Origin of the sequence: Pseudonocardia sp. ICBG1142, from assembly GCF_020496255.1 — a bacterium.
Lineage (GTDB): Bacteria > Actinomycetota > Actinomycetes > Mycobacteriales > Pseudonocardiaceae > Pseudonocardia.
The window spans coordinates 341,211-364,473 of the sequence record NZ_JAHLJC010000003.1 but is presented as its reverse complement, the minus strand read 5'-3'; the positions used below and the strand labels follow the sequence as shown (position 1 = coordinate 364,473).

Here is a 23,263-nt window from a genome sequence, read left to right as displayed (position 1 = left end):
ACGTCGTCGAACGGCCGGAGAGTAACCCGTGGAATGAACACCCCCGATCCGGGTGTGCCTTTCCCGTTCGACGACGCACGGCGCGTCACGCATTCTTCGCCCGTTGTCCACCGGGCGAGAAGTCCGGTTGCTTTACGTGTTGGTTATCTGCTCTTGGAGGAGTTCCAGCCGGCCGGCGCCGTTGTCCGGCAGCAGTTCGGAGAGCCTTTCCTGCGGTTCGCCGGCCGTCGTCCGGTGAACGCGTCGTCCGGTGCGGCGGGCGTCGGACGACCGTTCGGCGCGACCGTGAAAAGCGTCTCCCGGTTCCGGTAAAGGAATGGTCAGGAATCGACCGGGAATGCGCGGGGGTGGCCTGCTCGGGGCTGAAGGCGAGGACCGGGATGTCGATGTCCGGGGCGTCGTCGGCGTGGTTGGGGTTCGCGTGGTGGGTGGTGTGCTGGGACACCCGGGCGCCGTAGCTCAGCCCGACCAGCCCGCCGTGCAGGTAGCCCACGACGTCGTTCCCGCGCCGTCCGGCGAACATCTGCCGGTGGCCCGCGTCGTGGCCGATGAAGGCCGCTGGGTGGTGACGACGGCGAGGAACACGGCGGTCAGCAGCTGCCACCACGACGGCCCGAGCCGGACGAACACGACCAGCCCCTCCCGGCGAGCAGGACGGCGTTCGCCGCGATCAGCAGCAGGTAGGGACGGCGGGCCTGCTCCCGGCAGGCCCGCGTCGGAGACGAGGGCGGCGAGCTCGCCGAACCCGCCCGTCGTCGGTGGGCGGGCGTCACGGGCGGACGCGCCGGCAGGTGGGGACGTCGTCATGCGCATCCTCCGGTCGACCCTCGAGGCACGCGGCGGACGGTGGTGACGGCCGACGCGGTCGGAACGAGCCGCTGGTACCAGGGGCGACCACGGGACATCGCCGGTCCGGGGAGACGCGAGCCGCCCACGGACGGCGTGGTCACGCCTCCGTGCCGTGACACACGGTGCCGGGCCCGGCAAACGACGCCGAGCGGCTCAGGCCCCGGGGCGGAAGGCGCGGTGTGCCGCGGCCGACAGGGCCGCCTTGCGGCGTTCGTGCACCGCGGCGGCGTCGGCCGGATCGGCGGTGACCGTCGGGGAGGCGGGGGACCAGGCCAGCGACAGGCCGATGACCAGCGGATAGACGTCCCGGGCATCGATCTCGGGGTCGATCAGGCCATCGGACTGGGCGGCGCGGACCGCCTCGATCTTGGCGTTGACGTCGTCGGCGACGACGGTCATGAGGTCACCGGTGGGAGTGCGTTCCAGACGTGCCCAGATCGCCAGCCGGACGACCGCGGGTCGCCGGACGTAGGCGTCGTACAGACGGGCGACGTAGCCGGGCAGGTCCCGGGGGTCGAACGGGACCATCTCCAGGATCAGTGCGAGGTGCTCGGAGAAGACCGCGTCGAACAGGCCGTCCTTCGAGGAGAACCACGCGTAGATCTGGGCCTTGTTCGCCTCGGCGGACGCGGCGATCCGGTCGACCCGGGCCCCGGCGATGCCGTAGCGGGAGAACTCGGCGGCCGAGGCGTCGAGCAGGCGGCGGCGGGTGGCGGATCCGTCCCGGGGCATGTCGCCATCATAACCAACCGTTCAGTTGCCTTCCATTCGGTGCCGACGTAGCGTCGTTCATAACCAACTGGTTTGTCACGAAAGGTGTCGCCATGATCGAGACCACCGGCCTCGCGGTGCCCCGGCCCGGGGCCGCGCCCCAGCGTTGGACATTCGACCGGCGCGACCCGCTGCCCGGTGACGTGGTGGTGCGGGTGACCCACTGCGGGCTCTGCGCCACCGACCTGCACGCCCTGCGGGGCACCGACCCGGCCGTGTTCCCGCTGGTCGCCGGGCACGAGATGACCGGCGTCGTCGACACGGTCGGGTCGGAGGTGACCGACTTGGTGCCGGGGGAGCGGGGCGCCGTCGGCAACATCGTCGGATCCTGCGGACGGTGTCCCGCCTGTCGTGCCGGGCGGGAGAACGGCTGTGCGGAGTACCCGACGCTCACCTACGGCGGACCCGACCCGCACCTCGGCGGCGCCAACCGGGGCGGGTTCTCCTCGCACATCGTCGTCGACCGGCGCTTCACCTACGCCCTGCCCGACGGGCTCGACCCGGCCGCCGCCGCGCCGCTGCTGTGCGCGGGGGTCACCACCTTCGCGCCACTGCGCCGCTTCGGTGCCGGTCCCGGGGTGACGGTCGGGATCATCGGCATCGGCGGGCTCGGTCACCTGGCGGTGAAGTACGCCCGGGCGCTCGGCGCGCGGGTCGTCGCCTTCACCACCAACGCTGCCAAGCGCGAGGCCGCCCTGGACCTCGGCGCCGACGAGGTCGTGCTGACCCGCGACCCCGATGCGATGGCGGCGGCGTTCCGCACCGTCGACCTGCTGCTCGACACCACCGGCGTCGCCCTCGACCTGGACCCCTACCTGCGGACGCTGGTCGTCGACGGGACCTACGTCCTGGCCGGCATCCCGCCGGAGCCGCTGCGGGTCGACCCGCTGAGCCTGGTGGTGGGGGAGAAGCGGATCGCCGGCACCGGGTCGGGCGGCGTCCCGGTCACCCGGGAGATGCTCGACTTCTCCGCCGCGCACGGCATCGTCGCCGACGTCGAGGTGGTCGGCCCGGACCGGTTCACCGAGGCACTGGACCGTCTCGCCCGCGGTGACGTGCGGTTCCGCTTCGTCGTCGACGTCACCGGGCTCTGAGCGGCCCGGTCCGCGGCCGGTCACCCGGACGGCCCGGCGGTGGGCCGTGGCGGACCGCCACTACGACTTCGGTCGGAGGACGTGGCCGTCCGACCGATGCCGGGCGCCGGGTGGCGTTCCCAGCGTCCGTCCCGACCGAGACGAGGGGACGGACGACGATGCGAGGGCGACGGCTGGACTACAGCAGACCCGACGGCGAGCAGATCACGATCACCGTGTCCCGGCCGGCGAGCCCGAGACCGGACAAGCGCCGCGGGATCCTGACCCCGGGTGGTCCGGGCTGGCGTTCGCGGACGACCTGGTCAAGCGCGGTCTGCCGGCGAGCGTGCAGGAGAGCTACGACATCATCGGGTTCGACACCCGCGGCGTCGGCCACTCCGACCCGGCGAGCTGCGGTTCACCACCGACCAGGACTACATCGGCAACATCCCCCTACGCCGTCGACGACGCGGCGGTCCTGCGGACGGCCGAGGTCGCGCGGGAGGTGGCCCAGCGCTGCGCGGCGAACGACCGCAACGGGCACCTGCGCCACGTCACCACGGCCAACGTCGCCCGGGACATGGACCGCATCCGGGCCGCGCTCGGCGAGGAGCGGGCGAGCTTCCTGGGCTTCTCCTAGCCCGCCGGGGCGCCCGGCAGCCGGCCCGGGCGCCCCCGCGGGGTCTCAGGCGTGGATATCCGACGGGTGCGTGGCCAGCGGGGTCACCTGCATGGTCATGTAGGGGAACAGCGGCAGCCCCCAGAGGATCTCGTGGAGCTGCTCGTTGTCGCGCACCTCGAAGATCGACAGGTTGGCGTACTCGCCGACGCAGCGCCAGATGCTCACCCACTCACCCGAGCGCTGCCACTGCTGCGACCAGGCCTTCTCCCGCGCGAGCAGGTCGGCCTTCGCCTCGGCGTCCATGTCGGCGGGGAGGTCGACCTCCATCCGCACGGCGAAGCGGGCCATCAGGCGGGGTCCAGCGCGAAGTCGTAGGTGACCTCGTTGCCGGTGCCGTCGGCGGCCGGGCCGGGGCGCAGGATCAGCTCCGGCTTCACGGCCTGGGCGACGTCGTCGGCGACGTAGTCGCCGCCGTCGAAGTACAGCTGGGTGGTGACGAGCTGCTTGCCGGGCGCGGACACCTTGAGGTGCAGGTGCGCGGGGCGCCACGGGTGCCAGCCGGCCGCGGAGATGAACGCGCCGGTCGAGCCGTCGGTCGGGATCTGGTACGGCGCGGGCTGCATGGTGCGGAACGCGAAGTGCCCGTCGTCGCCGGTGTGGATGACCGCGCGCAGGTTCCACTCGGGGATGCCGGGGGCGAACTGGGAGTAGTAGCCCTCGTCGTCGGCGTGCCACAGGTCGACCGTCGCGCCGGCGATCGGGGCGCCGTCGAGGTCGGTGACGGTGCCCTGGAACAGCAGCGGGGTGCCCTTCTCGTCGGGCCGCATCGGCATCGCGGTCCCGGACTCGATGACCGGGGCACCCGGGACGTAGTAGGGGCCCTCGATGGTGCCGACGGCGCCGCGGCGGTCGGCGTTGGCGACCTCCTCCACGACGTGCTCGACGAACACGTCGAGGAACAGCGGCCACTCGCCGTCGGCGCCGACCTGGATCAGCCAGGCCTTGAGCGCGTCGTACTCGGCGTAGGTCACCTGGTGCTTGCGGATGACCTCGTGCAGGGCCTGCAGCGTGTCGGTGGCGATGGCGGACACCCGGGCCGGATCGGCGGCGGCGCCGGCGCGCTCCTTCTTCGCGAAGGTGGCGGTGGCGTTCGCGCCGGAGCCGGCGGCGGTGGCGGTCTCGGTCATGTCCTACTCCTGTGGTGGGGCGGGGTCGTTCGGTCTCGGCGTGCGGGTGTTCAGGTGTCGGTGCGGTAGTGGGCGAGCTTGTCGGGGTCGACGTCCACGCCGATCCCGGGCCCGCCGGGGACGCGCAGCTCGCCGCCGCTGATCCGCAGCGGCTCGGTGAGCAGGTCGTCGGTCATGTCGAGGAAGTTCGACAGCTCACCAGCGCGGGCGCTGGTCTGCCGGTGCGCCGCGCCGAAGACGACCGTGCAGGCCGTGCCGAGCTGCCCGTCGATCTGGTTGCCCATGACCACCTCGGTGCCGAGTCCCTCGCACAGGTGCAGCACCCGTTGCGAGCCGGTGAACCCGGTCCGCGCGGTCTTGATGCTGATCATGGTGGCGGCGCCGTCGAGCAGCTCGCGGGTCACCTCGCCGGGCCGGGTCGCGGACTCGTCGGCGACGGTCGGGACCGCGGTGCGGGCGGTGAGCCAGCGGCGTCCGAGCACCTGGTCGGCGGGCATGAGCTCCTCGGACAGGGTCAGGCCGAGGTCGGCCATCTCGTCCAGGGCCCGGGCGGCCTCGGACGCGGTCCAGCCGCGGTTGCCGTCGACGTAGAGCTCGAGGTCGGGCCCCAGTGCCTCGCGCAGCGCACGGCAGGCGCCGGTGTCGAGGGTGACGGGGCGGCGGCCGACCTTGACCTTGAAGGTGGTGACGCCGTGCTCGTCGCGCATCCGCAGGGCCTCGGCGACCATCACGTCGTCGGGTGCGAAGCCGACCATGTGCGAGACCCGCATCCGGTCGGTGTACCCCCCCAGCAGCTCGGAGACGCCGACACCGAGCCGGCGGCCGATGACGTCCCAGACGGCCATGTCGATCGCGGCCTTCGCGGTCGGGTTGCCGATCGTGCGGTCGAGGACGGCGTGGATCCGCTCCCGCTCGAAGACGCTCAGGCCCACGATCTCCGGGGCGAACACGGTGTCGACCACCGCGCGGATGGAGGCCTGGGTCTCTCCGTAGGTGTAGGGGCGGGGTGGGGCCTCGGCGACGCCGACGACGCCGTCCTCGGCGTGCACCCGGACCAGCACGTGGTCGGCGGTGTGCACCTCACCGGAGGCGAACCGCAGCGGTTTGCGGTAGGGCACGGCGAACGGGATCGCCTCGACGGCCACGATCTTCACTGCGGTCCTCCGGGGACGGTGGCAGGGCGGGGGTCCAGCTCGTGCGCGCGCTCGGCGAGCACGTCGAGCAGCCGGACGAGGGCGGGGGAGTCGTCGTCGGTGCGCCAGGCCAGGGCCAGGTCGACGCGCAGCTCGCGGTCCAGGTCGGCGTAGACGACGCCTTCGGTGCCCAGGGCGCGCACCGACTCGGGCAGCAGCGCGACCCCGGCACCGGCGGCGACGTGGGTGAGCAGGATCGGGGTGTCGCGGGCCTCGGTGCGGCGCCGCGGGAGGAAGCCGGGAGTCCAGGCATCCCTGGGTGGCGACCGAGTCGACCACCGAGCCGGGGGCGCCGTAGGCGACGAAGTCGTCGCCCCGGAGCTCGGCCAGGGTGACCGTCCCCGCCCCGGCGAGCCGGTGGGTGGCGGGCAGCGCCGCGATCAGCCGCTCCTGGGCGATCGGGCGGACCGACATCTCCGGGCGCACCACCGGCGGACGCAGTACGGCGAGGTCGATGCGACGCTCGTCGAGCGCGTCCTCCTGGGCCGCGGTGAGCAGCCCGGGCAGGAACCGCAGCGAGACGCCCGGCATCCGGCGGGCGGCGACCCGCGCCAGCCGGGGCAGCAGCCGGTAGGCGGCGAGGTCGGTGGCACCGACCGTCACCACGCCCTCGGTGCCGGCGGCGACCTGCTCGACGCGGCGCCGCGCGTCCTCGACGCCGGCCAGGATCCGCCGCGCGTCCTCCAGCAGCGACGCCCCCGCCGGCGTCAGGTCGACCCGGCGGGTGGTGCGCTCGAACAGGGTGGCGCCGACCTGGCTCTCGAGCTGGCGGATGGCCTGGGAGAGCGGGGACTGGGCCATGTGCAGCCGCTCGGCGGCGCGGCCGAAGTGCCGCGTCTCCGCGACCGCCACGAAGTAGCGGAGCTGCCGCAGATCCATGCCCGTCACCTCCCTCGGCCCGGCGCGTCGCCTCACGGTAGGCGTGCGACTCTGTAGACACAAAGACCGGACAGCGCCCGATTGAGAGCTTCGACAGCTGAATGATGGTCAGGCCGGGACGGGTCGGGTGTCGGCCCGCGCGTCGACGCCGTGGATCCAGGTGAGCCACGGGTCCAGCCCGGCCAGTCCCGCGTTGCGGGCGTCGGTCTCGGGGCCGTCGGGCAGGTGCAGCAGCCCGCTGGTGACCAGGGAGCTGCGCTGGATCGACCTGGTCCGTGCCCGGCGCAGCCGCTGGTAGCGGTCGAACGCCTCGGCGTGGTCGCCGTCGAGTGCGCCGGGGGCGGCGAGCAGGTCGGCGAGCACCGCGGCGTCCTCGATGGACTGGTTCGCCCCCTGGCCGTGGTGCGGCAGCATCGTGTGCACGGCGTCGCCGAGGAGGACGACGCGGCCGCGGGACCAGCGCGTCATCGGGGGCAGCGTGTAGAGCGGCCAGTGCGGGGACTGCGGCACCGCGGTCAGCATCTGCACCACGCCCGGTGCCCAGCCGGCGAAGGCCCGTTCCAGGGTCCCCGGGTCGGTCTCGGTCGGGCCGGCACCGCCGGTCCACGGCTCCGGTCCCTCCAGCACGGCGAAGAAGTTGATCTGCTCGGTGTGCGCGCCGATCGCGTAGTGCAGCACGTGTGCGTCCGGGCCCATCCAGAACTGGATCGCGCCGGGATCGGGCAGCAGCGGCGCGTCGGCGACGTCGACGATCCCGCGGAAGGCCGAGGTCCCGGTGTAGCGCGGCCGGGCATCGGGGTCGACGACCGACCGGACACGGGAGTGCACGCCGTCGGCGCCGACCACGACCGCGGCGCGCAGCTGCTCACCGGAGGCGAGGGTGACGGTGCCGTCCGGGTCGACCGCGGTGACCTCGCAGTCGAGGCGGACCATGCCCTCCGGGCAGGCACCGGCCAGGACACGCTGGAACTCCGCGCGGTGGATGCCCAGGTAGGGGGCGCCGAAGCGGCGCCGGTAGCTGCCGTCGATCCCGACCGGGAAGGCGGACACCCGCTCGTCGTCGCGCCAGCCGCGGTGGATGAGCTCGGTCGGCTGCGCCGCGACCTTCTCCAGCTCGCCCAGCAGACCCAGCTCGTCCAGCGGGCGCAGCCCGTTCGCCGACAGCGCCACGGCCGCACCGACCTCGCGCAGCTCGGCCGCGCGTTCGAGCACGGTGACCCGGACGCCGCGGGCGTGCAGCGAGAGGGCCAGCGACAGGCCCCCGATCCCGGCACCGACGATCACCACTGATTCGTCCATGACTGTGATCCTGACACGGATACCGGGCCCTGATTCCTCTACGGATCGTCTGAGTCGGGACCGCTTTCGGCACGACCCCCTCGGCCCCTTCACCGGGGGTCCGGGGTCGGCCACGATCACTCGCCGAGGGGACCCGACCCCGTTCCGAACTCGACGAGGAGTGATCGATGTCCGAGACGTTCGTGCTGGTGACCGGCGCGTGGCACGGCGGCTGGGCCTGGCGCCCGGTCGCCGAGCGACTGCGTGCGGCGGGACACCGCGTGCTGACCCCCACCCTCCCCGGGCTCGCCGACGGCGACGACCCCACCGCCCTGCACCTGTCCGACACCGTCGACGCCGTGGTGGACCTGATCGAGTCCGCCGACCTGTCCGACGTGACGCTGGTCGGGCACAGCTGGGGCGGCTACGTGATCACCGGTGCGGCGCACCGGGTCGCGTCGCGGCTGCGGAAGCTCGTCTACTGGAGCGCGTTCGTCCCGGCCGCGGGCCGCTCGCTCTACGACGAGGTCCCGCCGGCCTACCGGGAGCTGTTCGACGCCCAGGCCGCCGCGTCGGGCAACAACACGGTCGCGCTCCCGTTGCCGGTGTGGCAGGAGGCCTTCATGAACGACGCGGGTGAGGAGGCGCAGAAGCTGGTGCACGAGCTGCTCGTGCCGCACCCGATGCAGTACTTCACCGAGACCGTGGAACCGCTCGACCCGGCGGCCCTGGGGGTGCCGGTGTCCTACGTGCTGTCCACCGACGACGTCGCGCTCCCGCCCGGCGAGTACGGCTGGGACCGCTTCGCGGCCCGGCTCGGCGTCACGCCGGTGAGCGCACCCGGCAGCCACGAGGGCTGCTTCACCGCCGCCGAGGGGCTCGCCGAGGCACTGCTGAAGGCCTGACCCCCCGCGGCGCCTCGCGCACGGCGCCCCACGCGGGCGCCCACACGAGGCGTGCGCACGAACGGCCCCTCGTACGAGACGTTCGTACGAGGGGCCGTTCGCGCGCGGCCGGGGTCAGCCGGTCGGGGACTCCTGCGCGCCGTCACCGGGCGCGGGGTCCTGGCCGAGCTGGTTCGGCGGGAACCGCAGCGGCGGGAGCCCCTGCAGCGGGGCCTGCGGGACGTTGCCCACCTCCGGTGTGAGCGGGGTGCCCTGCAGCGGGTTGCCCACCGGCTCGAGCGGGTCGACCGGCGCGAACGTCGCGGGCTTCGCCAGCCCGCCGGAGTCGTTGCCGTCGAAGGACTCGGTCCTGCCGCAGCCGTCGAGCATGACGGTCAACGGGCCGTCGGTGTGCACGTCGAGGCGGGCGTCGCAGTCCACCCCGGCGCGCTCCGGGTCGACGGTCACGGTGCCGACCCCGGCCGAGCGGATCTCCAGCACGTTCTCGGCGTCGGCGTCCACCGGCGCGTCGAGGTGGCGGAACTCCCGCAGGTACGGGTTGACCGGCGAGAAGGTCCCCTCGACCTGCCCGACCTCCTGACCGGCCGCCGGGACCGGCGCCTCGGCACGGCCCTGCCCCCGGGTGACCACGTCGATCGCGCCCAGCTCGTGCGGGTCGCGGCTCTGGATGCCCGACAGCCAGTAGGCGTGGTCCCCGACGAGGCCGGCCTCCGGGTCGTCCATGAGCGGGTTGCGCACGTAGGTGACGTGCGGCGGGTCGACCGCGCGGGGCTCGTCGCCCATCCAGCGGGCGGCCAGGTCCCACATGCCGTTCTTGCACATCACGAGGTGCTCGGCGGCGAGGCCGACGTGGCTGATGAACTCGTAGTCGTAGTCCCCGGCCTTGTAGAGGTCGGCCCGCTCGCGGGTGATGGGGTAGGGGATGAAGTCGTCGTTGACCCCGGCCCACTCCATCACCGGCTGGTTGCGCCGGCTGGGCAGCAGCTCGGAGATCTTCGACCCGGGCTCGTGCTTGGTGACGGTGTCGACGCCGGCCTCGGCCAGCTCGTCGGCCACCCCGTTGACCCCCGGCAGCGACGGGGCCACGTTCAGCCCGTCGCAGATGAAGGCCTTGTTGAACACGTCGGGGAAGGTCAGCGACAGCTTGTTCGCGGTGTAGGCGCCGGAGGAGAAGCCGCCCATCGCGGTGCGCTCGCGGTCGAGGTCGTAGTGGCGACGGGCGTCGGCCAGCGCCTCGAAGACGATCGCGCCGCCCTCGCCGTAGCCCCAGTTGTCGGCGCCGCGGAAGTCGACGTCGATCACCATCGTGGGGTCGCCCGGCCGGTCGGCGAACTGCCGGTAGAGGTCACGGTCGCCGGCGACGTCGTCGCCGGGGCGCAGCGCGTAGCCCTGGGTCCAGAGCAGCGAGGCGTAGCCGTGCGACGGCGCGGGGGCCTCGGGGACGTAGACCGTGTAGCGCTGCATGCGGCCCGGCAGGTCGGGGACGCAGTCGTCGCGGCAGGGGTAGCCGAACGACGCGCTCGGCCGCTGGTCGCCGGAGCCCTCGCCGGAGCCGGTGGCGATGCCGCCCTGCTGCAGGCCGGTGCCCGGTGCGGGCCCGCCCGGGTCCGAGGGCAGCCGTCGGCCCTGCTCCTTCTCCGAGTGCGAGGCGAACACGCGGGTCACGTAGCCGGAGGTGGGGACGCCGGACTCGTCGTCGGTACCGGCGCGGAGCTTCCCGAAGTCGACGTCGGCGAAGAACTCCGACAGGTCGCCGTTCGCGATCGCGCGCTTCTGGTCGTTGTTGCGGTAGGGCGCCTCGAAGGGCTCGTGGAAGCGGAACGCCGCGTCGAAGAACGCCGACGGCGTCGGGTCGCCGAGGACCGCGCCGCCGGGGTGGGACTCGTCCGCGGTGACCTGCGGGACGAGGTAGGCGTCGGCGTCGCGGTCCCACAGCCCGGCCGCGGCGGCGAGGCGCTGCGTCCCGTCGGCGGGGTCCCACGCGGAGTGCGGCACCCGGATCTCGACCTGGCGTCGCTCGAGGTCGACGTGCACCTCGGGCGCGTCCGGCAGGGTCCGCCCGGTGGCCGCGTCGACGATGTCGCCCTCGTTGCCGTGCACCGTCACGAACAGCTGGGCCGGCATGACGGTGTTCGCGCCGTGCGGGGCCTCGCGCGGGGTGTCCGAGCCGCCGAGGGCGAGGGTCAGGCCGAGCAGCCCGGGGTCGGTCATCGTGTTCATCGTGACCCGGAACGCGGTCGCGTCGTCCTGCGGCTTCGCGCGGACCTCGAGGATGTCCGCGGCGTTGCGCCGGTAGGCGGCGTTCTCGGGGTAGGTGTAGTTGCGCAGCAGGGTGTCGTTGGGCCAGCGGTACTGGTTGCCGCCGCCCTCGTCGTCGTAGACGCAGCCCTGGTGCACGTACTCGCCGTGGCGGTAGGCGCTGGTCATGCAGATGCCGATCGGGTCGGCGGACCAGATGCCGGTGTTCTGCAGCTGGGGCGCGTCGACGGCGGGGGCGCGCAGCAGGTCGGGACCCGCCGTGTCCGCCCGCGCGTCCGGCGCCGCGAGCGCCGACCCGGCACCGACCGCCGCACCGGCGAGCAGGCCGGCGACGACGAGCGCGACGGCGGCTCGCTTCGTCTTCTTCATCGGGGAGCCTTCCACCGGTGCCGCCCGGTCGCGCCTCGCTGCGCAACGGGGTTCGAGCGGCCCCGTTGCCCACCTCAACTGATCCACTACGACCCCGGTGACGTGCGACGACCACTTATCGTTAGCCCGAATGGACTAGGACCGTCGGGATCTGGATGCGCACCTATGTTTCTCCTCGTGTAGAAAAACGGTGAGCTACCACGAGGAGCGGCCGTGCCGAAGCGGGTGGACCACGAGCAGCGCCGGGGCGAGATCGCCGACGCCGCCTGGCGGCTGATCGCCGAGCACGGCCCGGCCGCGGTCACGCTGCGGGACGTCAGCGCGGCGCTGGGGGTCGCGCACGGGGCCCCCGGGCACTACTTCGCCGGCCGCGCCGCGATCGTGGAGTACGCCTTCCGGCGGGCGCTCGACGGCCCCGACGCCCGGGTGGCGCAGCGCGCGGCCGGGCAGGCCGGGCTCCCGGCACTGCGGGTGTTCTGCGACGAGGTCACCGCGCACACCGGGACGCCGTTCGCCCGGGTCGCGGCGTCCGGGGCAGGGCCGGCCGCGGTCCTCGCCGAGGTGACCGCGCGGTGGCGGGTCCGGCTGGCGGCCCGGATCGACGAGGCGCGGCGGGCGGGCGAGATCGTCGCCCCGGCGCCGGACGGGGTGCTCGTGGAGCAGCTGCTGGCGCTGCTCCACGGGGTGCAGGCGCTGGCCGCGCCGGGGCCCGGCGGGCCGGGGTCGGCGCTCGGGCCGGACGGGGAGGCGGCGACGCCGGGGACCGGTGCAAGGGGGACGTCGCCGGGGCCGGGTGGCGCGGGGTCGGGTGGAGCGGGGTCGGCGCCGCGCGAGGTGGTCGCGGCGTTCCTCGCGGGGCTCGGCGACGGCCCGGCCCGGATCGGGACCGCCGGGCCGGGCGGGGACCCGCCGGGAGCCGGGGTGCGGTCGTCGGACCGGTCGCCGGTCGCGCAGGACCGAGCCGACGGCAGCGGGAACAGCAGCGGGAACGACAGCGGGGACGGCGGCGGGGACGGGTTCCTCGCCTTCACCGACGTCGCCCTCGCCCGCACCGGCGAGCGCCTCCCCGGCACCGACCGCGCGGCCATGGCGCTGGTGCTGAACCTGCACCGGCTCACGAGCTCCCTGGTCTACGACCTCGAGTCGACCGTCCACCGCCCCGCGGGATGGAGCTGGTCGGCGTTCCGGCTGCTGTTCACGCTCTGGGTCGCGGGCGGGCAGGAGGCGGGCCGGGCGGCGGAGCTGTGCGGGATGAGCCGGGCCGCGGTGTCCAGCCTGGCCAACACCCTCGCCGCCGGGGAGCTCGTCCGGCGCACGCCCGCCGCGGGGGACCGGCGGACCGTGCACCTGTCCCTGACCGACGCCGGTGTCGAGCGGCTGGTCGCCGCGTTCGGGACCCACAACCGTCGCGAGTCGGAGTGGGCGGCGCTGCTCGGCGCCGCCGACCTCGCGACGCTCAACACCCTGCTGGTCCGCCTCTCCCGGGCCGCGCACCGGGCGGACTGGATCAACCGGCGGACCTGAACCGCTCGGCGCGTGCCGCCGGATCGGCCCTGGCGCCGGGCCCCGCGGCCCTCTACGGTTCCGGACAAGTGCTTCAACCTTTGATCGTCGGGCAGGTCCGGCCGGTCACAGGTCCCGATGAGGGGACGCCACGGTCGCCGCCGGTGTCTCCCGGCTGCCGAGAGGACACCCGCCGTGGCCAAGCCCTTCGCCTCCTCCGCCGACACCGCCGCCAAGGAGCAGACCCTCGAGGTGCTCGCGGACGGCGTCTACGCCCTCACCGCCGAGGGCGACCCGAACATCGGCGCGATCGAGGGGGAGGACTTCCTCGTCTGCTTCGAGGCCCTCGCCACCCCGGTCGCCGCGCGGAGGTGGCTCGCGATGCTGCGCGAGCACACCGACAAGCCGGTCCGCCACCTCGTGCTGTCGCACTACCACGCGGTCCGGGTGCTGGGCGCGAGCGCGTTCGACGCGCAGACCGTCGTCGCGCACGAGGCGACCGCGGCCCTGATCGCCGAACGCGGCACGGAGGACTGGGCCTCGGAGTTCGCGCGGATGCCGCGGCTCGCCGAGGCCGCCGACTCCGTGCCCGGACTGACCTGGCCGACGCTGACCTTCGCCGACCGGCTCACCATCGACCTGGGCGGGGACCGCGGCGAGCTGGTGCTGCAGTTCCACGGCCGCGGCCACACCGAGGGCGACATCACCGCCTGGCTGCCGCGGCACCGCATCCTGTTCGCCGGTGACCTCGTCGAGGCCCGGGCCGCGCTCTACACCGGGGACGCGTTCCACCGCGACTGGGCGGGAGACACCCTCGACCGGCTCGCCGCGCTCGGCGCCGAGCAGCTCGTCGGCGGGCGCGGCGCGGTCAGCCGCGGGCGCGCCGAGGTCGACGCCGCGATCGCCCAGACCCGTGGGTTCCTGCAGGTCATGATCCGGGAGGTCGGCGCGGTGCAGGGGCGCGGCGGCACGCTGAAGGAGGCGTTCGAGGCCACCCACGCCGCACTCGTCGACGACTACGGGCACTGGCCGATCTTCGAGCACTGCCTCCCGTTCGACGTCTCCCGGCTGTGGGACGAGCTGTCCGGTGTGGAGCGTCCGGTGATCTGGACCGCGGAGCGCGACCAGGAGGTCTGGGCGAGGTTGCAGGGCTGAGGAGCCGGAGAGGGGAGGGGAGCCGTGTCGAGGTCCGTCGTGTCGAGGTCCGCCGCGCCGACCTGGCCGTCGTCGCCGGTCCTGGTGCTCGGTGCCGGGCCGGTCGGGCAGACCACCGCGCTGCTGCTGGCCCGCCACGGCGTCCCGACGGTCGTGCTGGACCGCCGCCCGGAGCGGGACCGGGTCGGGTCGAAGGCGATCTGCCAGCAGCGCGACGTCCTCGACGTGTGGGAGTCCGTCGGCGCCGGCCGCCGGATCGCCGACGAGGGCGTCACCTGGACCACCGCGCGCACCTTCCACCGCGACACCGAGCTGTTCGCCTACACCGTCGCCGAGCCGGGACGGCCCGCTTTCCCACCCTTCGTGAACCTCTCCCAGGCCCGCACCGAGGAGATCCTCGACGAGCGGATCGCCGACGAGGCACTGGTGGACCTGCGCTGGGGGCACGACGTTGTCGGTGTCGAGCAGACCGCCGACGGCGTCACGGTCACCGTCGACGGCGGTGGCCGGGTCGCGGGGAGCTTCCTGGTCGTCTGTGCCGGCGCCCGCGGTGATGCGCTGCGGGAGCTGCTCGGGGTCACCTTCGAGGGCACCAGCTTCGACGACCGCTTCCTGATCTGCGACGTCCGCGCCGACCTCCCGGGATGGGCGGCCGAGCGCCGCTTCCACTTCGACCCGGCCGCGAACCCGGGCCGCCAGGTGCTGGTCCACCCGTGCCCGGACTCGACGTACCGGATCGACTGGCAGGTCCCGGCCGGGTACGACCTCGACGCCGAGACCGCGTCCGGCGCGCTGGACGCCCGGATCCGGGCGGTCATCGGCGACGTCGACCACGAGGTGGTCTGGTCCTCGGTCTACCGGTTCCACTCGCGGGTGGTGGACCGGATGCGGTGCGGCCGGGTCCTGCTGGCGGGCGACGCCGCGCACCTGGTGTCCCCGTTCGGTGCCCGCGGCCTGAACTCCGGCGTCGCCGACGCGGAGAACGCCGCCTGGAAGATCGCCTGGGTCGGTCACGGCTGGGCACCGGAGGAGTTCCTGGAGAGCTACCACGCCGAGCGGCACGCGGCGGCACGGGAGAACGTCGCCGTGACCACCGCGACGATGGACTTCCTGGTCCCGCGCAGCGCCGAGCAGGTGCGGGCCCGCTCCGAGGTCCTCGCCGCGGCGGCGACCGACCCCGGGGCCAGGGCGCGGGTCGACTCCGGCCGGCTGTCCGAGCCGTTCTGGTACGTCGACTCCCCGCTGACCACCGCCGACGCCCGTCGTCCCTTCGCCGGGCGGCCCGCCCGCGGCGAGGTCCCGCCCGCGGGGCCCGGCGTGCTCGTCCCCGACGCCCCGGTCCGCACCCCGGCCGGCCCGGGACGGCTGCGCGCGCTCGCCCGCGACGGGTTCCTGCTGCTCACCGGCCCGCTGGCCGACGCGGACGCGGTCACCGCGGCGGCGTCCGCGGCGCCCGGCCCGGTCCGCGTGCTCGCCCTCGCCGAGCTGGACGGCCACCCCGACCCCGACCCCGCCGCCGGTGGAGCCGCCGGTGTCGGAGCGGGAGCCGGCCCTGGATCCGCTGCCGACCCGGCCGGAGCGGGAGCCGGTGCCCCCGCGGGGGACGGAGCCGGCCCGACGGTGTCCGCGGCCCTGGCCGCCCGGCCCGACGAGGTGTGGCTGCTCCGCCCGGACGCCCACGTCGCCGCCGTGCTCCCCGCCCCGACCCGCGACGACGTCGCGGCCGCCCTCGCCCGCGCGACCGCCCGCGGCACGACCGCGCGACCGACCCCGCCTCCGATGCCGCCCGGGCCACCGCCCGGGCCACCGACGGGGCCGTCGTCCTCGCCGCCGGCGCCGGGGCGGGCGCCGAGGCGGGCACCGGGGCGGAGACCGACATCGACCGGACCGGAGGAGGGCCACGATGGCGTACTACAGGCGAGCCGGTGACGTCCCGCCGAAGCGGCACACCCAGCACCGACGCCCCGACGGCGGGCTCTACCGCGAGGAGCTGATGGGGGAGGAGGGCTTCTCCTCGGACTCCTCGCTGCTCTACCACGTGGGCGTCCCGTCGGCGATCGTCGACGCCACCCCCTGGGACCCGGGCGACCAGTCGCTGACCGAGAACCGGCCCCTCGTGCCGCGGCACCTGATGCTGCACGACCTCGAATCGCCGGACTGGAAGTCGGTCGACGTCGTCACCGGACGCCGGCTGGTGCTCGGCAACGCCGACGTGCGGATCTCCTACGTCGTCGCGGGGGAGGTCAGCCCGCTCTACCGCAACGCCGTCGGCGACGAGGTCGTCTACCTGGAGTCGGGCTCGGCGACCGTCGAGACGGTGTTCGGAGCCCTGGAGGCAGACCAGGGCGACTACGTGGTGCTCCCGCGGGGCACGACCCACCGGTGGGTCCCGACGGGGTCCGAGCCGCTGCGCGCCTACGCGATCGAGGCGTCGTCGCACATCACCCCGCCGGCGCGGTACCTGTCGCGTCACGGCCAGCTGCTCGAGCACGCCCCGTACTGCGAGCGCGACCTGCACGGTCCCACCGAGCCGCTGCTCGTCGAGGACACCGACGTCGAAGTGCTGGTGAAGCACCGCGGGGGGCCGCACGGGATCACCGGCACCCGCTACGTGGTGCCCACCCACCCGTTCGACGTCGTCGGCTGGGACGGCTGCCTGTACCCGTACACGTTCGACGTCGCCGACTTCGAGCCGATCACCGGGCGGGTGCACCAGCCGCCGCCGGTGCACCAGGTCTTCGAGGGCCAGAACTTCGTGATCTGCAACTTCGTGCCGCGCAAGGTCGACTACCACCCGCTGGCCGTGCCGGTGCCCTACTACCACGCCAATGTGGACTCCGACGAGGTCATGTTCTACTGCGGCGGCGACTACGAGGCCCGCAAGGGCTCCGGGATCGGGCAGGGCTCGATCTCGCTGCACCCGGGCGGGCACAGCCACGGCCCGCAGCCCGGCGCGGTCGAGCGGGCACTCGGGGCGGAGTCCTTCGACGAGCTCGCGGTCATGGTCGACACGTTCCGGCCGCTGGCCCTCGGCGAGGGCGGACGGGCCTGTGAGGACCCGTCCTACGCGTGGAGCTGGGCGGGTCGCGGCCCCGACAGCTGACGGGGCCGCCGGCTCACCGGGCGGGGACGAGCACCGGCACCAGCCGCACCAGCACCACCAGGGCGACGAGCTCGACCAGGGTCTGGGTGACGACGGCCAGCGGGGCGAGGGCGAGCGGGCCGGGCAGGGCGAGGGCGAGCGGCAGCACGACCAGCGAGTTGCGGGTCGTCGCCGAGAACACCGTCGCGCGGGTGGCGGGGACGTCCAGGCGCGCCACCCGGGCGGCGAGCAGGCCGACGACGACCGCCGCGACGGCGAACGCGGTGTAGAGCGGGACCAGCCGCAGCAGGGTGAGGGCCTGCGCGCCGACGTCGGCGATCTGGGACGCGACGACCAGGGCCAGGGTCGCCACCATGAGCGGCACCATCGCCCCGGCGGCGGCGCCCTCGACCCGGGCGACCCGCCCGTCCGGCCGTCGCCGGTGCAGCACCTGCACCAGCGCCGCCGCGGCCAGCGGCAGCAGGACCAGCACCACGAACGCCTCGGCGAACGGCCCGACCTCGACCACGGCGAGCGCCTCCGGCCCGGCGGCCAGCCACAGGTAGCCGGGCAGCAGCAGGAGCTGGGCCACCATGAGCAGCGGTGTCGCCGCGAGCAGCTGCGCCCGCGCGCCACCGGCGAGCCCGGTGAACACGACGACGTAGTCGACGCACGGGGTGAGCAGGACGAGCAGGACCCCCAGGAGCAGGCCGCGGTCGTCGGCGACGAACGAGGACAGCCCGAACGCGACCGGCGGGAGCAGCACGAAGTTCGCCACGAGCACGGTGACCAGGAAACGGGCACCGGTGAACGCCCGCGCCAGGTCGACCAGCGGGACCGCGAGGAACGTCGCGAACAGCAGCAGCGCGAGTACCGGGGTGACCGAGGCCCCGAGCGCGGGCGCGGCCCACGGGACGGCGAGACCCAGGAGTGCCCCGGCGAGGATCGCGGCCAGGTACAGCGGGACCTGGTGACGGTCCCACCACGCGACGAGCCGGCTCAGTCGGTCCCCCCGGCCGAGCGGTACGCCGCCTGCGCGGCGGGGCCGAGGTCGGCGCCGTAGGAGACGTCGGGGGAGTCCCCGCCCTGCTGGTAGCCGCCGGTGACGGCCAGGATCTCCGAGTCGTCCGGGCCGGTCAGCCACGGGCCGCCGCTGGCGCCCTGGTCCAGGCCGGGCTGGTCGAGCTGCCACTGGTCCTCGTCGAGCGTCCCGGCGGTGCCCGACACGGTCGTCGCGTCGTCGTCGCCGTCGTTGTAGCCGACCGCGGTCACTGGGGTGTCGTCGCCGTCGGTGCCGGGCGTACCGAAGGCGATCCGGTAGGCCCCGGTGACCTGCTGGATCGGCGGTCCGTCCGGCCGTGAGACGGTCAGGAACGCGACGTCGGAGTCGGGATCGCCGCTCTCCAGCCAGCACGGGGGGACCGCGGCGGCGGTGACGGTCCAGTAGCCGAAGGGGGCGGTGCCGTCGTCGTAGCCGGGGGCGAAGCTCATGCCCGTCCTGGCGGGCGTGCCGTCGCCGTCGGCGACGCAGTGCGCGGCGGTCACGACCAGGTCACCCGTGGCGGACTCGACCACCGAGCCGGAGCAGAAGTGGTCGCCGGGGGCGTCGGCCGGGCCGTCGAACAGGGCGCCGGTCGCAGGCCGCGCCACCGGCGTGCCGTCGGCACCGGTGACGACCGGGAGGGACGGTCCGGGCACGGCGGGCCCGGCCGGCGTGGCCGTCGCCGGGCCCGCGGGGACCGGGGCACCGGCCGGGGCCGGCGCGGAGGTCGGGGGAGCCGGGGTGGCGGCGGGACCGGCCGCCGTGGCCGACGCCGCGGTCGCGACCTGGGGCGGCGGCCCGGGTGTCCACGACGGAACCGTGAGCACGACGGCGGCGGACGCCGCGAGCGCGGCGGCCAGCAGCCCCGGCAGGCGCCACCGCGGGCGGGACCGGCCGTCGCGGGGCCGGGTGTCGGTCCGCACGTCCACCTCCCTCGACTCACCTCCGCTGACCCGATCAACGGTAGAGGGCACCCCTGTGCTCCGTCGGGCGGACCGCTGTGGACGTGCTGTGAATCCGGTCCGGTCGGCGGCGCGCCCGTCTCCCGTCGTCCTGCGCGGATCTGAGCGGATCTGATACGTCTGTGTCCACCGGCCGCCCCGGCGGGGTGCGGTGGGCCGGCGACGAACGGAGTGGCATGGACGCGGACGTGATCGTCGTCGGGGCCGGGCTGGCCGGACTGGTCGCCACGCACGAGCTGACCCGGCGGGGCCGCCGGGTCGCCGTCGTCGACCAGGAGGGACCCGTCGACCTCGGCGGGCAGGCGTGGTGGTCCTTCGGCGGCATCTTCCTCGTCGACAGCCCCGAGCAGCGCCGCATGCGGGTGCACGACTCGGTCGAGCTGGCCTGGAGCGACTGGCAGGGCAGCGCCGGGTTCGACCGCCTCGACGACGAGGACACCCACGCCGCGCGCTGGGCCCGCGCCTACGTCGAGTTCGCCGCCGGGGAGAAGCGCTCCTACCTCACCGAGCTGGGCATCTCCTTCCTCCCCACGGTCGGCTGGGCCGAGCGCGGCGACCTCACCGCGACCGGCCACGGGAACTCCGTGCCCCGCTTCCACGTGAGCTGGGGGACCGGCACCGGCGTCGTCGGACCGTTCGTCGACTCCGCGCTGCGGGCCGCCGAGGCCGGCCTCGTGACCTTCCACCACCGGCACCGCGTCGACGAGCTGGTCCGCACCGACGGCGTCGTCACCGGCGTCCGCGGTGCCCTCCTCGCCCCGGACGACTCGCCGCGCGGGGCGCCCAGCAACCGCGACGTGACGGGGGAGTTCACGCTCTCCGCGCCCGCGGTGGTGCTGGCCACCGGCGGATCGGCGCGAACCACGAGATGGTCCGCCGGTACTGGCCGGAGCGGATGGGCACGCCGCCGTCGTCGATGATCACCGGGGTGCCGGCCTACGTGGACGGGCGGATGCTCGACATCGCCGCCGACGCGGGCGTGCGGCTGGTCAACCGCGACCGCATGTGGCACTACACCGAGGGCGTCGTGAACTGGGACCCGGTCTGGCCCGGCCACGCCATCCGGATCCTGCCCGGTCCGTCGTCGATGTGGTTCGACGCGCTGGGCAGGCGGCTGCCCGCGCCGTACCTGCCCGGCTACGACACCCTCGGCACCCTGCGCCACCTGCGCACCACCCCGGACATCGCGCCCTACGACCACTCCTGGTTCGTGCTCACCCGAAAGATCATCGAGAAGGAGTTCGCGTTGTCGGGCTCCGAGCAGAACCCCGACATCACCTCCGGGCGCCGCGCGGCCTTCCTCCGCGAACGTCTGCTCAGCAAGGGCGCGCCCGGCCCGGTCCAGGCGTTCACGACCCACGGGGAGGACTTCGTCGTCGCCGACACCCTCGGCGAGCTCGTCGCGGGGATGAACGCCCGCACCGACGCCCCGCCGCTCGACCCGGCCCTGATCCGCGGCCAGATCGAGGCCCGCGACCGGCAGCTGGCGAACCCCTACAGCAAGGACGCCCAGGTCCAGGGCATCCACAACGCCCGCCGCTCGCTCGGCGACCGGATCGGGCGGGTCGCTGTGCCGCACCGGATCCTCGACCCTGCCGCCGGGCCGCTGATCGGGGTGAAGCTGCACGTGCTGACTCGCAAGACCCTCGGCGGGATCCAGACCGACCTGCAGTCCCGAGCCCTCGACACCCGCGGCGAGCCGATCCCCGGGCTCTACGCGGTGGGGGAGGCCGCCGGGTTCGGCGGGGGCGGGGTGCACGGGTACAACGCGCTGGAGGGCACGTTCCTCGGCGGCTGCATCTTCTCCGGCCGCGCCGCCGGGCGCAGGCTCGCCGGGGCCCTCTGAACCCCGTCTCTCACTGAGCGAGACCCGCCTTCCCGGCGGGCGGTCGCGCGACGGATGCTCGGCTCCTCGACGACGAGGGGAGAAACGGTGACCGGTGCCGAGAACCGCACGGTCCGGGTGGCGGGCCGCCGGCGCGAGTCCGACGGCGTGGTGTCGCTGGAGCTGGTCGCCGCCGACGGCGGGCGGCTGCCGGACTGGACCCCCGGCGCGCACGTCGACCTCGTCCTCCCCGGCGGGCACACCCGCCAGTACTCGCTGTGCGGGGACCGGTGGGACGCCCACCGCTACCGCGTCGCCGTGCTGCGCGAGGCCGCCGGGCGCGGCGGCTCGGCCTGGGTCCACGACCGGCTCGCCGTCGGCGACGAGATCGGGCTCGGCGGGCCGCGCAACAACTTCGGGCTGGTCCCGGCCCCGCGCTACCTGTTCGTCGCGGGCGGCATCGGGATCACCCCGATCCTCCCGATGATCGCCACGGCGGACCTGCTCGGCGCCGATTGGGCGCTGCTCTACGGCGGCCGCACCCGCGGGTCGATGGCGTTCACCGCGGAGCTCGCGGCGCACGGGGACCGGGTCCGGATCGTCCCCCAGGACGAACAGGGGCTGCTCGACCTGCCCGGCTTCCTGGGTGCGCCCGCCCCGGACACCCGGGTCTACGGCTGCGGACCCGCCCCGCTGCTCGCGGCGCTGGCACGGGCGACGGCCGGATGGCCGTCGCACACCGTGCGGACCGAGCGTTTCGTCCCGCGGGCGACCGGCGCCGTCCGCGACACCGCGTTCGAGGTCCACCTCGCCCGGCGCGGGACCGACGTGACCGTGCCACCCGGGCGGAGCGTCCTCGACGCGGTCGCCGACGCCGGCGTCGACGTGTTGTCCTCCTGCCGGCAGGGCACCTGCGGGACCTGCGAGACGACCGTCCTGGCCGGTGTCCCGGACCACCGCGACTCCGTCCTCGACGACGACGAGCGCGCCGCCGCCGACTGCATGCTCGTCTGCGTCTCGCGCTCGGTCGGCCCACGTCTGGTCCTCGACCTCTAACGGGTCGTGTCTGAGCCGTACCCGCCCCGAACGGAAGGCAGCGCCCATGACGGCCGCGCTCGACCACCTGCCCACCACCGACGTCGACCCGTTCGCCCCCGAGGTCCTCACCGACCCGCTCCCGTTCCACGAGCAGCTGCGCGCGGCCGGCCCGCTGGTCCGGCTCACCCGCTACGACGTGCTCGCCCTCGGCCGCCACGCCGCCGTCCGGGCCGCGCTCGTCGACTGGCAGTCCTTCCGGTCCGGGGCCGGGGTGGGGCTGGCGAACTTCCACACCGAGGCGCCGTGGCGGCCGCCGTCGCTGCTGCTGGAGGCCGACCCGCCGCACCACGACGCGCCGCGTCGGGTGCTGGGGAAGGTCCTCGGCCCCCGGGCGCTGCGCGTGCTGCGGGACCGCTGGGCCGCCGACGCCGCGGCGCTCGTCGACGAGGTGCTGGCCGGCGGGAACGAGTTCGACGCCGTCCCGGCGATCGCCGAGGCGTTCCCGCTGCGGGTGTTCCCCGACGCCGTCGGGCTGCCCGAGGCGGGCCGGGAGAACCTGCTGCCCTACGGCGACCTGCTGTTCAACGCGTTCGGGCCGCGCAACGCGCTGCTGGAGGAGAAGCTGCCGCGGCTCGGGGAGCTCTCGGCGTGGGTGAACGCGCAGTGCGCCAGGGAGGCGCTGGCCGCCGACGGCTTCGGCGCCGACATCTGGGCCGCCGCGGACCGCGGCGACCTGACCCCGGAGCAGGCCCCGCTGGTCGTGCGGTCGCTGCTGTCGGCCGGGGTCGACACCACCGTCACCGGGCTCGCGGCGGTGCTGCACGCCGTCGCCACGCATCCGGAGCAGTGGGCGCGGCTGCGCGCCGACCCCGGGCTCGCCCGCGTCGCGTTCGACGAGGCCGTGCGCTGGGAGTCGCCGGTGCAGACCTTCTTCCGGACGACGGCGACCGACACCGAGATCGCCGGCGTGGGTGTCCCGGCCGGACGCAAGGTGCTGATGTTCCTGGGGTCGGCGAACCGGGACCCGCGGTTCTGGGGACCCGACGCGGGCACCTTCGACCTGGGCCGCGACCCGTCCGGGCACGTCGGGTTCGGGATGGGCCTGCACCAGTGCGTCGGCCAGCACGTCGCCCGGCTGGAGGCCGAGTCGGTGCTGCGGGCGCTCGCCGCGCGGGTCGCGACCATCGAGCCCGCCGGTCCGCCGCGCCGGCGGCCCAACAACACCATGCGGGCCTGGGCGTCGATGCCGCTGCGGGTCACCCCCGCCTAGG

Annotated in this window: 20 protein-coding genes and 3 pseudogenes; 11 read left to right on the top strand and 12 right to left on the bottom strand. The window is 74.7% G+C overall.

The features are described 5' to 3' along the window. The first annotated feature begins 33 nt into the window (after positions 1-33). Positions 34-312 carry a hypothetical protein gene (locus KPL59_RS01915; RefSeq protein WP_172718253.1) on the top strand — a complete coding sequence of 93 codons (279 nt, stop codon included), beginning with the start codon at positions 34-36 and terminating at the stop codon, positions 310-312. A 7-nt stretch (positions 313-319) separates the two neighbouring features. Here KPL59_RS01915 and KPL59_RS01910 read toward each other — a convergent pair. From KPL59_RS01910 to KPL59_RS01900, 3 genes and pseudogenes are all read right to left on the bottom strand, one after another. Next, positions 320-523: pseudogene (locus KPL59_RS01910) on the bottom strand (hypothetical protein); the annotation flags it as partial. Continuing rightward, on the bottom strand, positions 460-807 hold the full coding sequence (locus KPL59_RS01905) for a hypothetical protein (protein WP_226359800.1): 348 nt from the start codon (positions 805-807) through the stop codon (positions 460-462). The pseudogene KPL59_RS01910 and the gene KPL59_RS01905, both read right to left, overlap by 64 nt. A 195-nt stretch (positions 808-1,002) precedes the next feature. Then, on the bottom strand, positions 1,003-1,581 hold the full coding sequence (locus KPL59_RS01900; protein WP_226359709.1) for a TetR family transcriptional regulator: 579 nt from the start codon (positions 1,579-1,581) through the stop codon (positions 1,003-1,005). A gap of 92 nt (positions 1,582-1,673) precedes the next feature. On the opposite strand from KPL59_RS01900, the gene KPL59_RS01895 reads away from it, so the two are divergent. Further along, positions 1,674-2,714: an NAD(P)-dependent alcohol dehydrogenase gene (locus KPL59_RS01895; protein ID WP_226359708.1), complete on the top strand. Its 1,041-nt coding sequence runs from the start codon at positions 1,674-1,676 to the stop codon at positions 2,712-2,714. Between the two features lie 325 nt (positions 2,715-3,039). After that, positions 3,040-3,333, top strand: coding sequence for an alpha/beta fold hydrolase (locus tag KPL59_RS35375; protein ID WP_308187813.1), 294 nt, complete (start codon positions 3,040-3,042; stop codon positions 3,331-3,333). 45 nt (positions 3,334-3,378) lie between these two features. Here KPL59_RS35375 and KPL59_RS01885 read toward each other — a convergent pair whose 3' ends face one another. From KPL59_RS01885 to KPL59_RS01865, 6 genes and pseudogenes are all read right to left on the bottom strand, one after another. Next, positions 3,379-3,663, bottom strand: a complete 285-nt coding sequence (locus tag KPL59_RS01885) for a muconolactone Delta-isomerase family protein (protein WP_020628467.1) — start codon at positions 3,661-3,663, stop codon at positions 3,379-3,381. Further along, positions 3,663-4,502 (bottom strand): catechol 1,2-dioxygenase, encoded by an 840-nt coding sequence (catA, locus tag KPL59_RS01880; protein ID WP_226359706.1) that lies wholly within the window; start codon positions 4,500-4,502, stop codon positions 3,663-3,665. The genes KPL59_RS01885 and catA overlap by 1 nt, the downstream gene beginning before the upstream one ends. Before the next feature lie 50 nt (positions 4,503-4,552). After that, positions 4,553-5,656, bottom strand: coding sequence for a mandelate racemase/muconate lactonizing enzyme family protein (locus tag KPL59_RS01875; protein WP_226359705.1), 1,104 nt, complete (start codon positions 5,654-5,656; stop codon positions 4,553-4,555). Next, positions 5,653-5,889, bottom strand: coding sequence for a LysR substrate-binding domain-containing protein (locus KPL59_RS35370; protein ID WP_255676235.1), 237 nt, complete (start codon positions 5,887-5,889; stop codon positions 5,653-5,655). Before KPL59_RS35370 ends, KPL59_RS01875 begins: the two co-directional genes overlap by 4 nt. Before the next feature lie 112 nt (positions 5,890-6,001). Further along, positions 6,002-6,574 (bottom strand): annotated as a pseudogene (locus tag KPL59_RS35365) (LysR family transcriptional regulator); the annotation flags it as partial. 108 nt (positions 6,575-6,682) lie between these two features. Then, positions 6,683-7,873, bottom strand: a complete 1,191-nt coding sequence (locus KPL59_RS01865) for an FAD-dependent monooxygenase (protein ID WP_226359704.1) — start codon at positions 7,871-7,873, stop codon at positions 6,683-6,685. 167 nt (positions 7,874-8,040) lie between these two features. On the opposite strand from KPL59_RS01865, the gene KPL59_RS01860 reads away from it, so the two are divergent. Further along, positions 8,041-8,757: an alpha/beta fold hydrolase gene (locus KPL59_RS01860; RefSeq protein ID WP_020628462.1), complete on the top strand. Its 717-nt coding sequence runs from the start codon at positions 8,041-8,043 to the stop codon at positions 8,755-8,757. Between the two features lie 114 nt (positions 8,758-8,871). On the opposite strand, the gene KPL59_RS01855 is transcribed toward KPL59_RS01860, so the two are convergent. Further along, entirely contained in the window at positions 8,872-11,385 is a 2,514-nt protein-coding gene (locus tag KPL59_RS01855) for a hypothetical protein (protein ID WP_226359703.1), read from the bottom strand. Positions 11,386-11,598: 213 nt separating this feature from the next. On the opposite strand from KPL59_RS01855, the gene KPL59_RS36660 reads away from it, so the two are divergent. From KPL59_RS36660 to KPL59_RS01835, 4 genes are all read left to right on the top strand, one after another. Further along, positions 11,599-12,909, top strand: a complete 1,311-nt coding sequence (locus tag KPL59_RS36660) for a MarR family transcriptional regulator (RefSeq protein ID WP_226359702.1) — start codon at positions 11,599-11,601, stop codon at positions 12,907-12,909. A gap of 174 nt (positions 12,910-13,083) precedes the next feature. Next, complete coding sequence (locus KPL59_RS01845; protein ID WP_226359701.1) at positions 13,084-14,043, top strand: MBL fold metallo-hydrolase; 960 nt, start codon at positions 13,084-13,086, stop codon at positions 14,041-14,043. Between the two features lie 24 nt (positions 14,044-14,067). Next, positions 14,068-15,972 (top strand): FAD-dependent monooxygenase, encoded by a 1,905-nt coding sequence (locus KPL59_RS01840; protein WP_226359700.1) that lies wholly within the window; start codon positions 14,068-14,070, stop codon positions 15,970-15,972. Beyond that, entirely contained in the window at positions 15,947-17,146 is a 1,200-nt protein-coding gene (locus tag KPL59_RS01835; protein ID WP_226351671.1) for a homogentisate 1,2-dioxygenase, read from the top strand. The genes KPL59_RS01840 and KPL59_RS01835 overlap by 26 nt, the downstream gene beginning before the upstream one ends. A gap of 13 nt (positions 17,147-17,159) precedes the next feature. Here KPL59_RS01835 and KPL59_RS01830 read toward each other — a convergent pair whose 3' ends face one another. Beyond that, on the bottom strand, positions 17,160-18,053 hold the full coding sequence (locus tag KPL59_RS01830; protein WP_308187818.1) for an arsenic resistance protein: 894 nt from the start codon (positions 18,051-18,053) through the stop codon (positions 17,160-17,162). 71 nt (positions 18,054-18,124) lie between these two features. After that, positions 18,125-19,090 carry a serine protease gene (locus KPL59_RS36655; protein ID WP_226359699.1) on the bottom strand — a complete coding sequence of 322 codons (966 nt, stop codon included), beginning with the start codon at positions 19,088-19,090 and terminating at the stop codon, positions 18,125-18,127. Between the two features lie 215 nt (positions 19,091-19,305). On the opposite strand from KPL59_RS36655, the pseudogene KPL59_RS01820 reads away from it, so the two are divergent. From KPL59_RS01820 to KPL59_RS01810, 3 genes and pseudogenes are all read left to right on the top strand, one after another. Beyond that, a pseudogene (locus tag KPL59_RS01820) lies at positions 19,306-20,975 on the top strand (FAD-binding dehydrogenase). Between the two features lie 54 nt (positions 20,976-21,029). Continuing rightward, a complete protein-coding gene (locus tag KPL59_RS01815; protein WP_374111581.1) occupies positions 21,030-22,010 on the top strand; it encodes a 2Fe-2S iron-sulfur cluster-binding protein in 981 nt (326 codons plus the stop codon). Between the two features lie 46 nt (positions 22,011-22,056). Next, positions 22,057-23,262: a cytochrome P450 gene (locus KPL59_RS01810; RefSeq protein WP_226359697.1), complete on the top strand. Its 1,206-nt coding sequence runs from the start codon at positions 22,057-22,059 to the stop codon at positions 23,260-23,262. The last annotated feature ends 1 nt before the right edge of the window (position 23,263 follow it).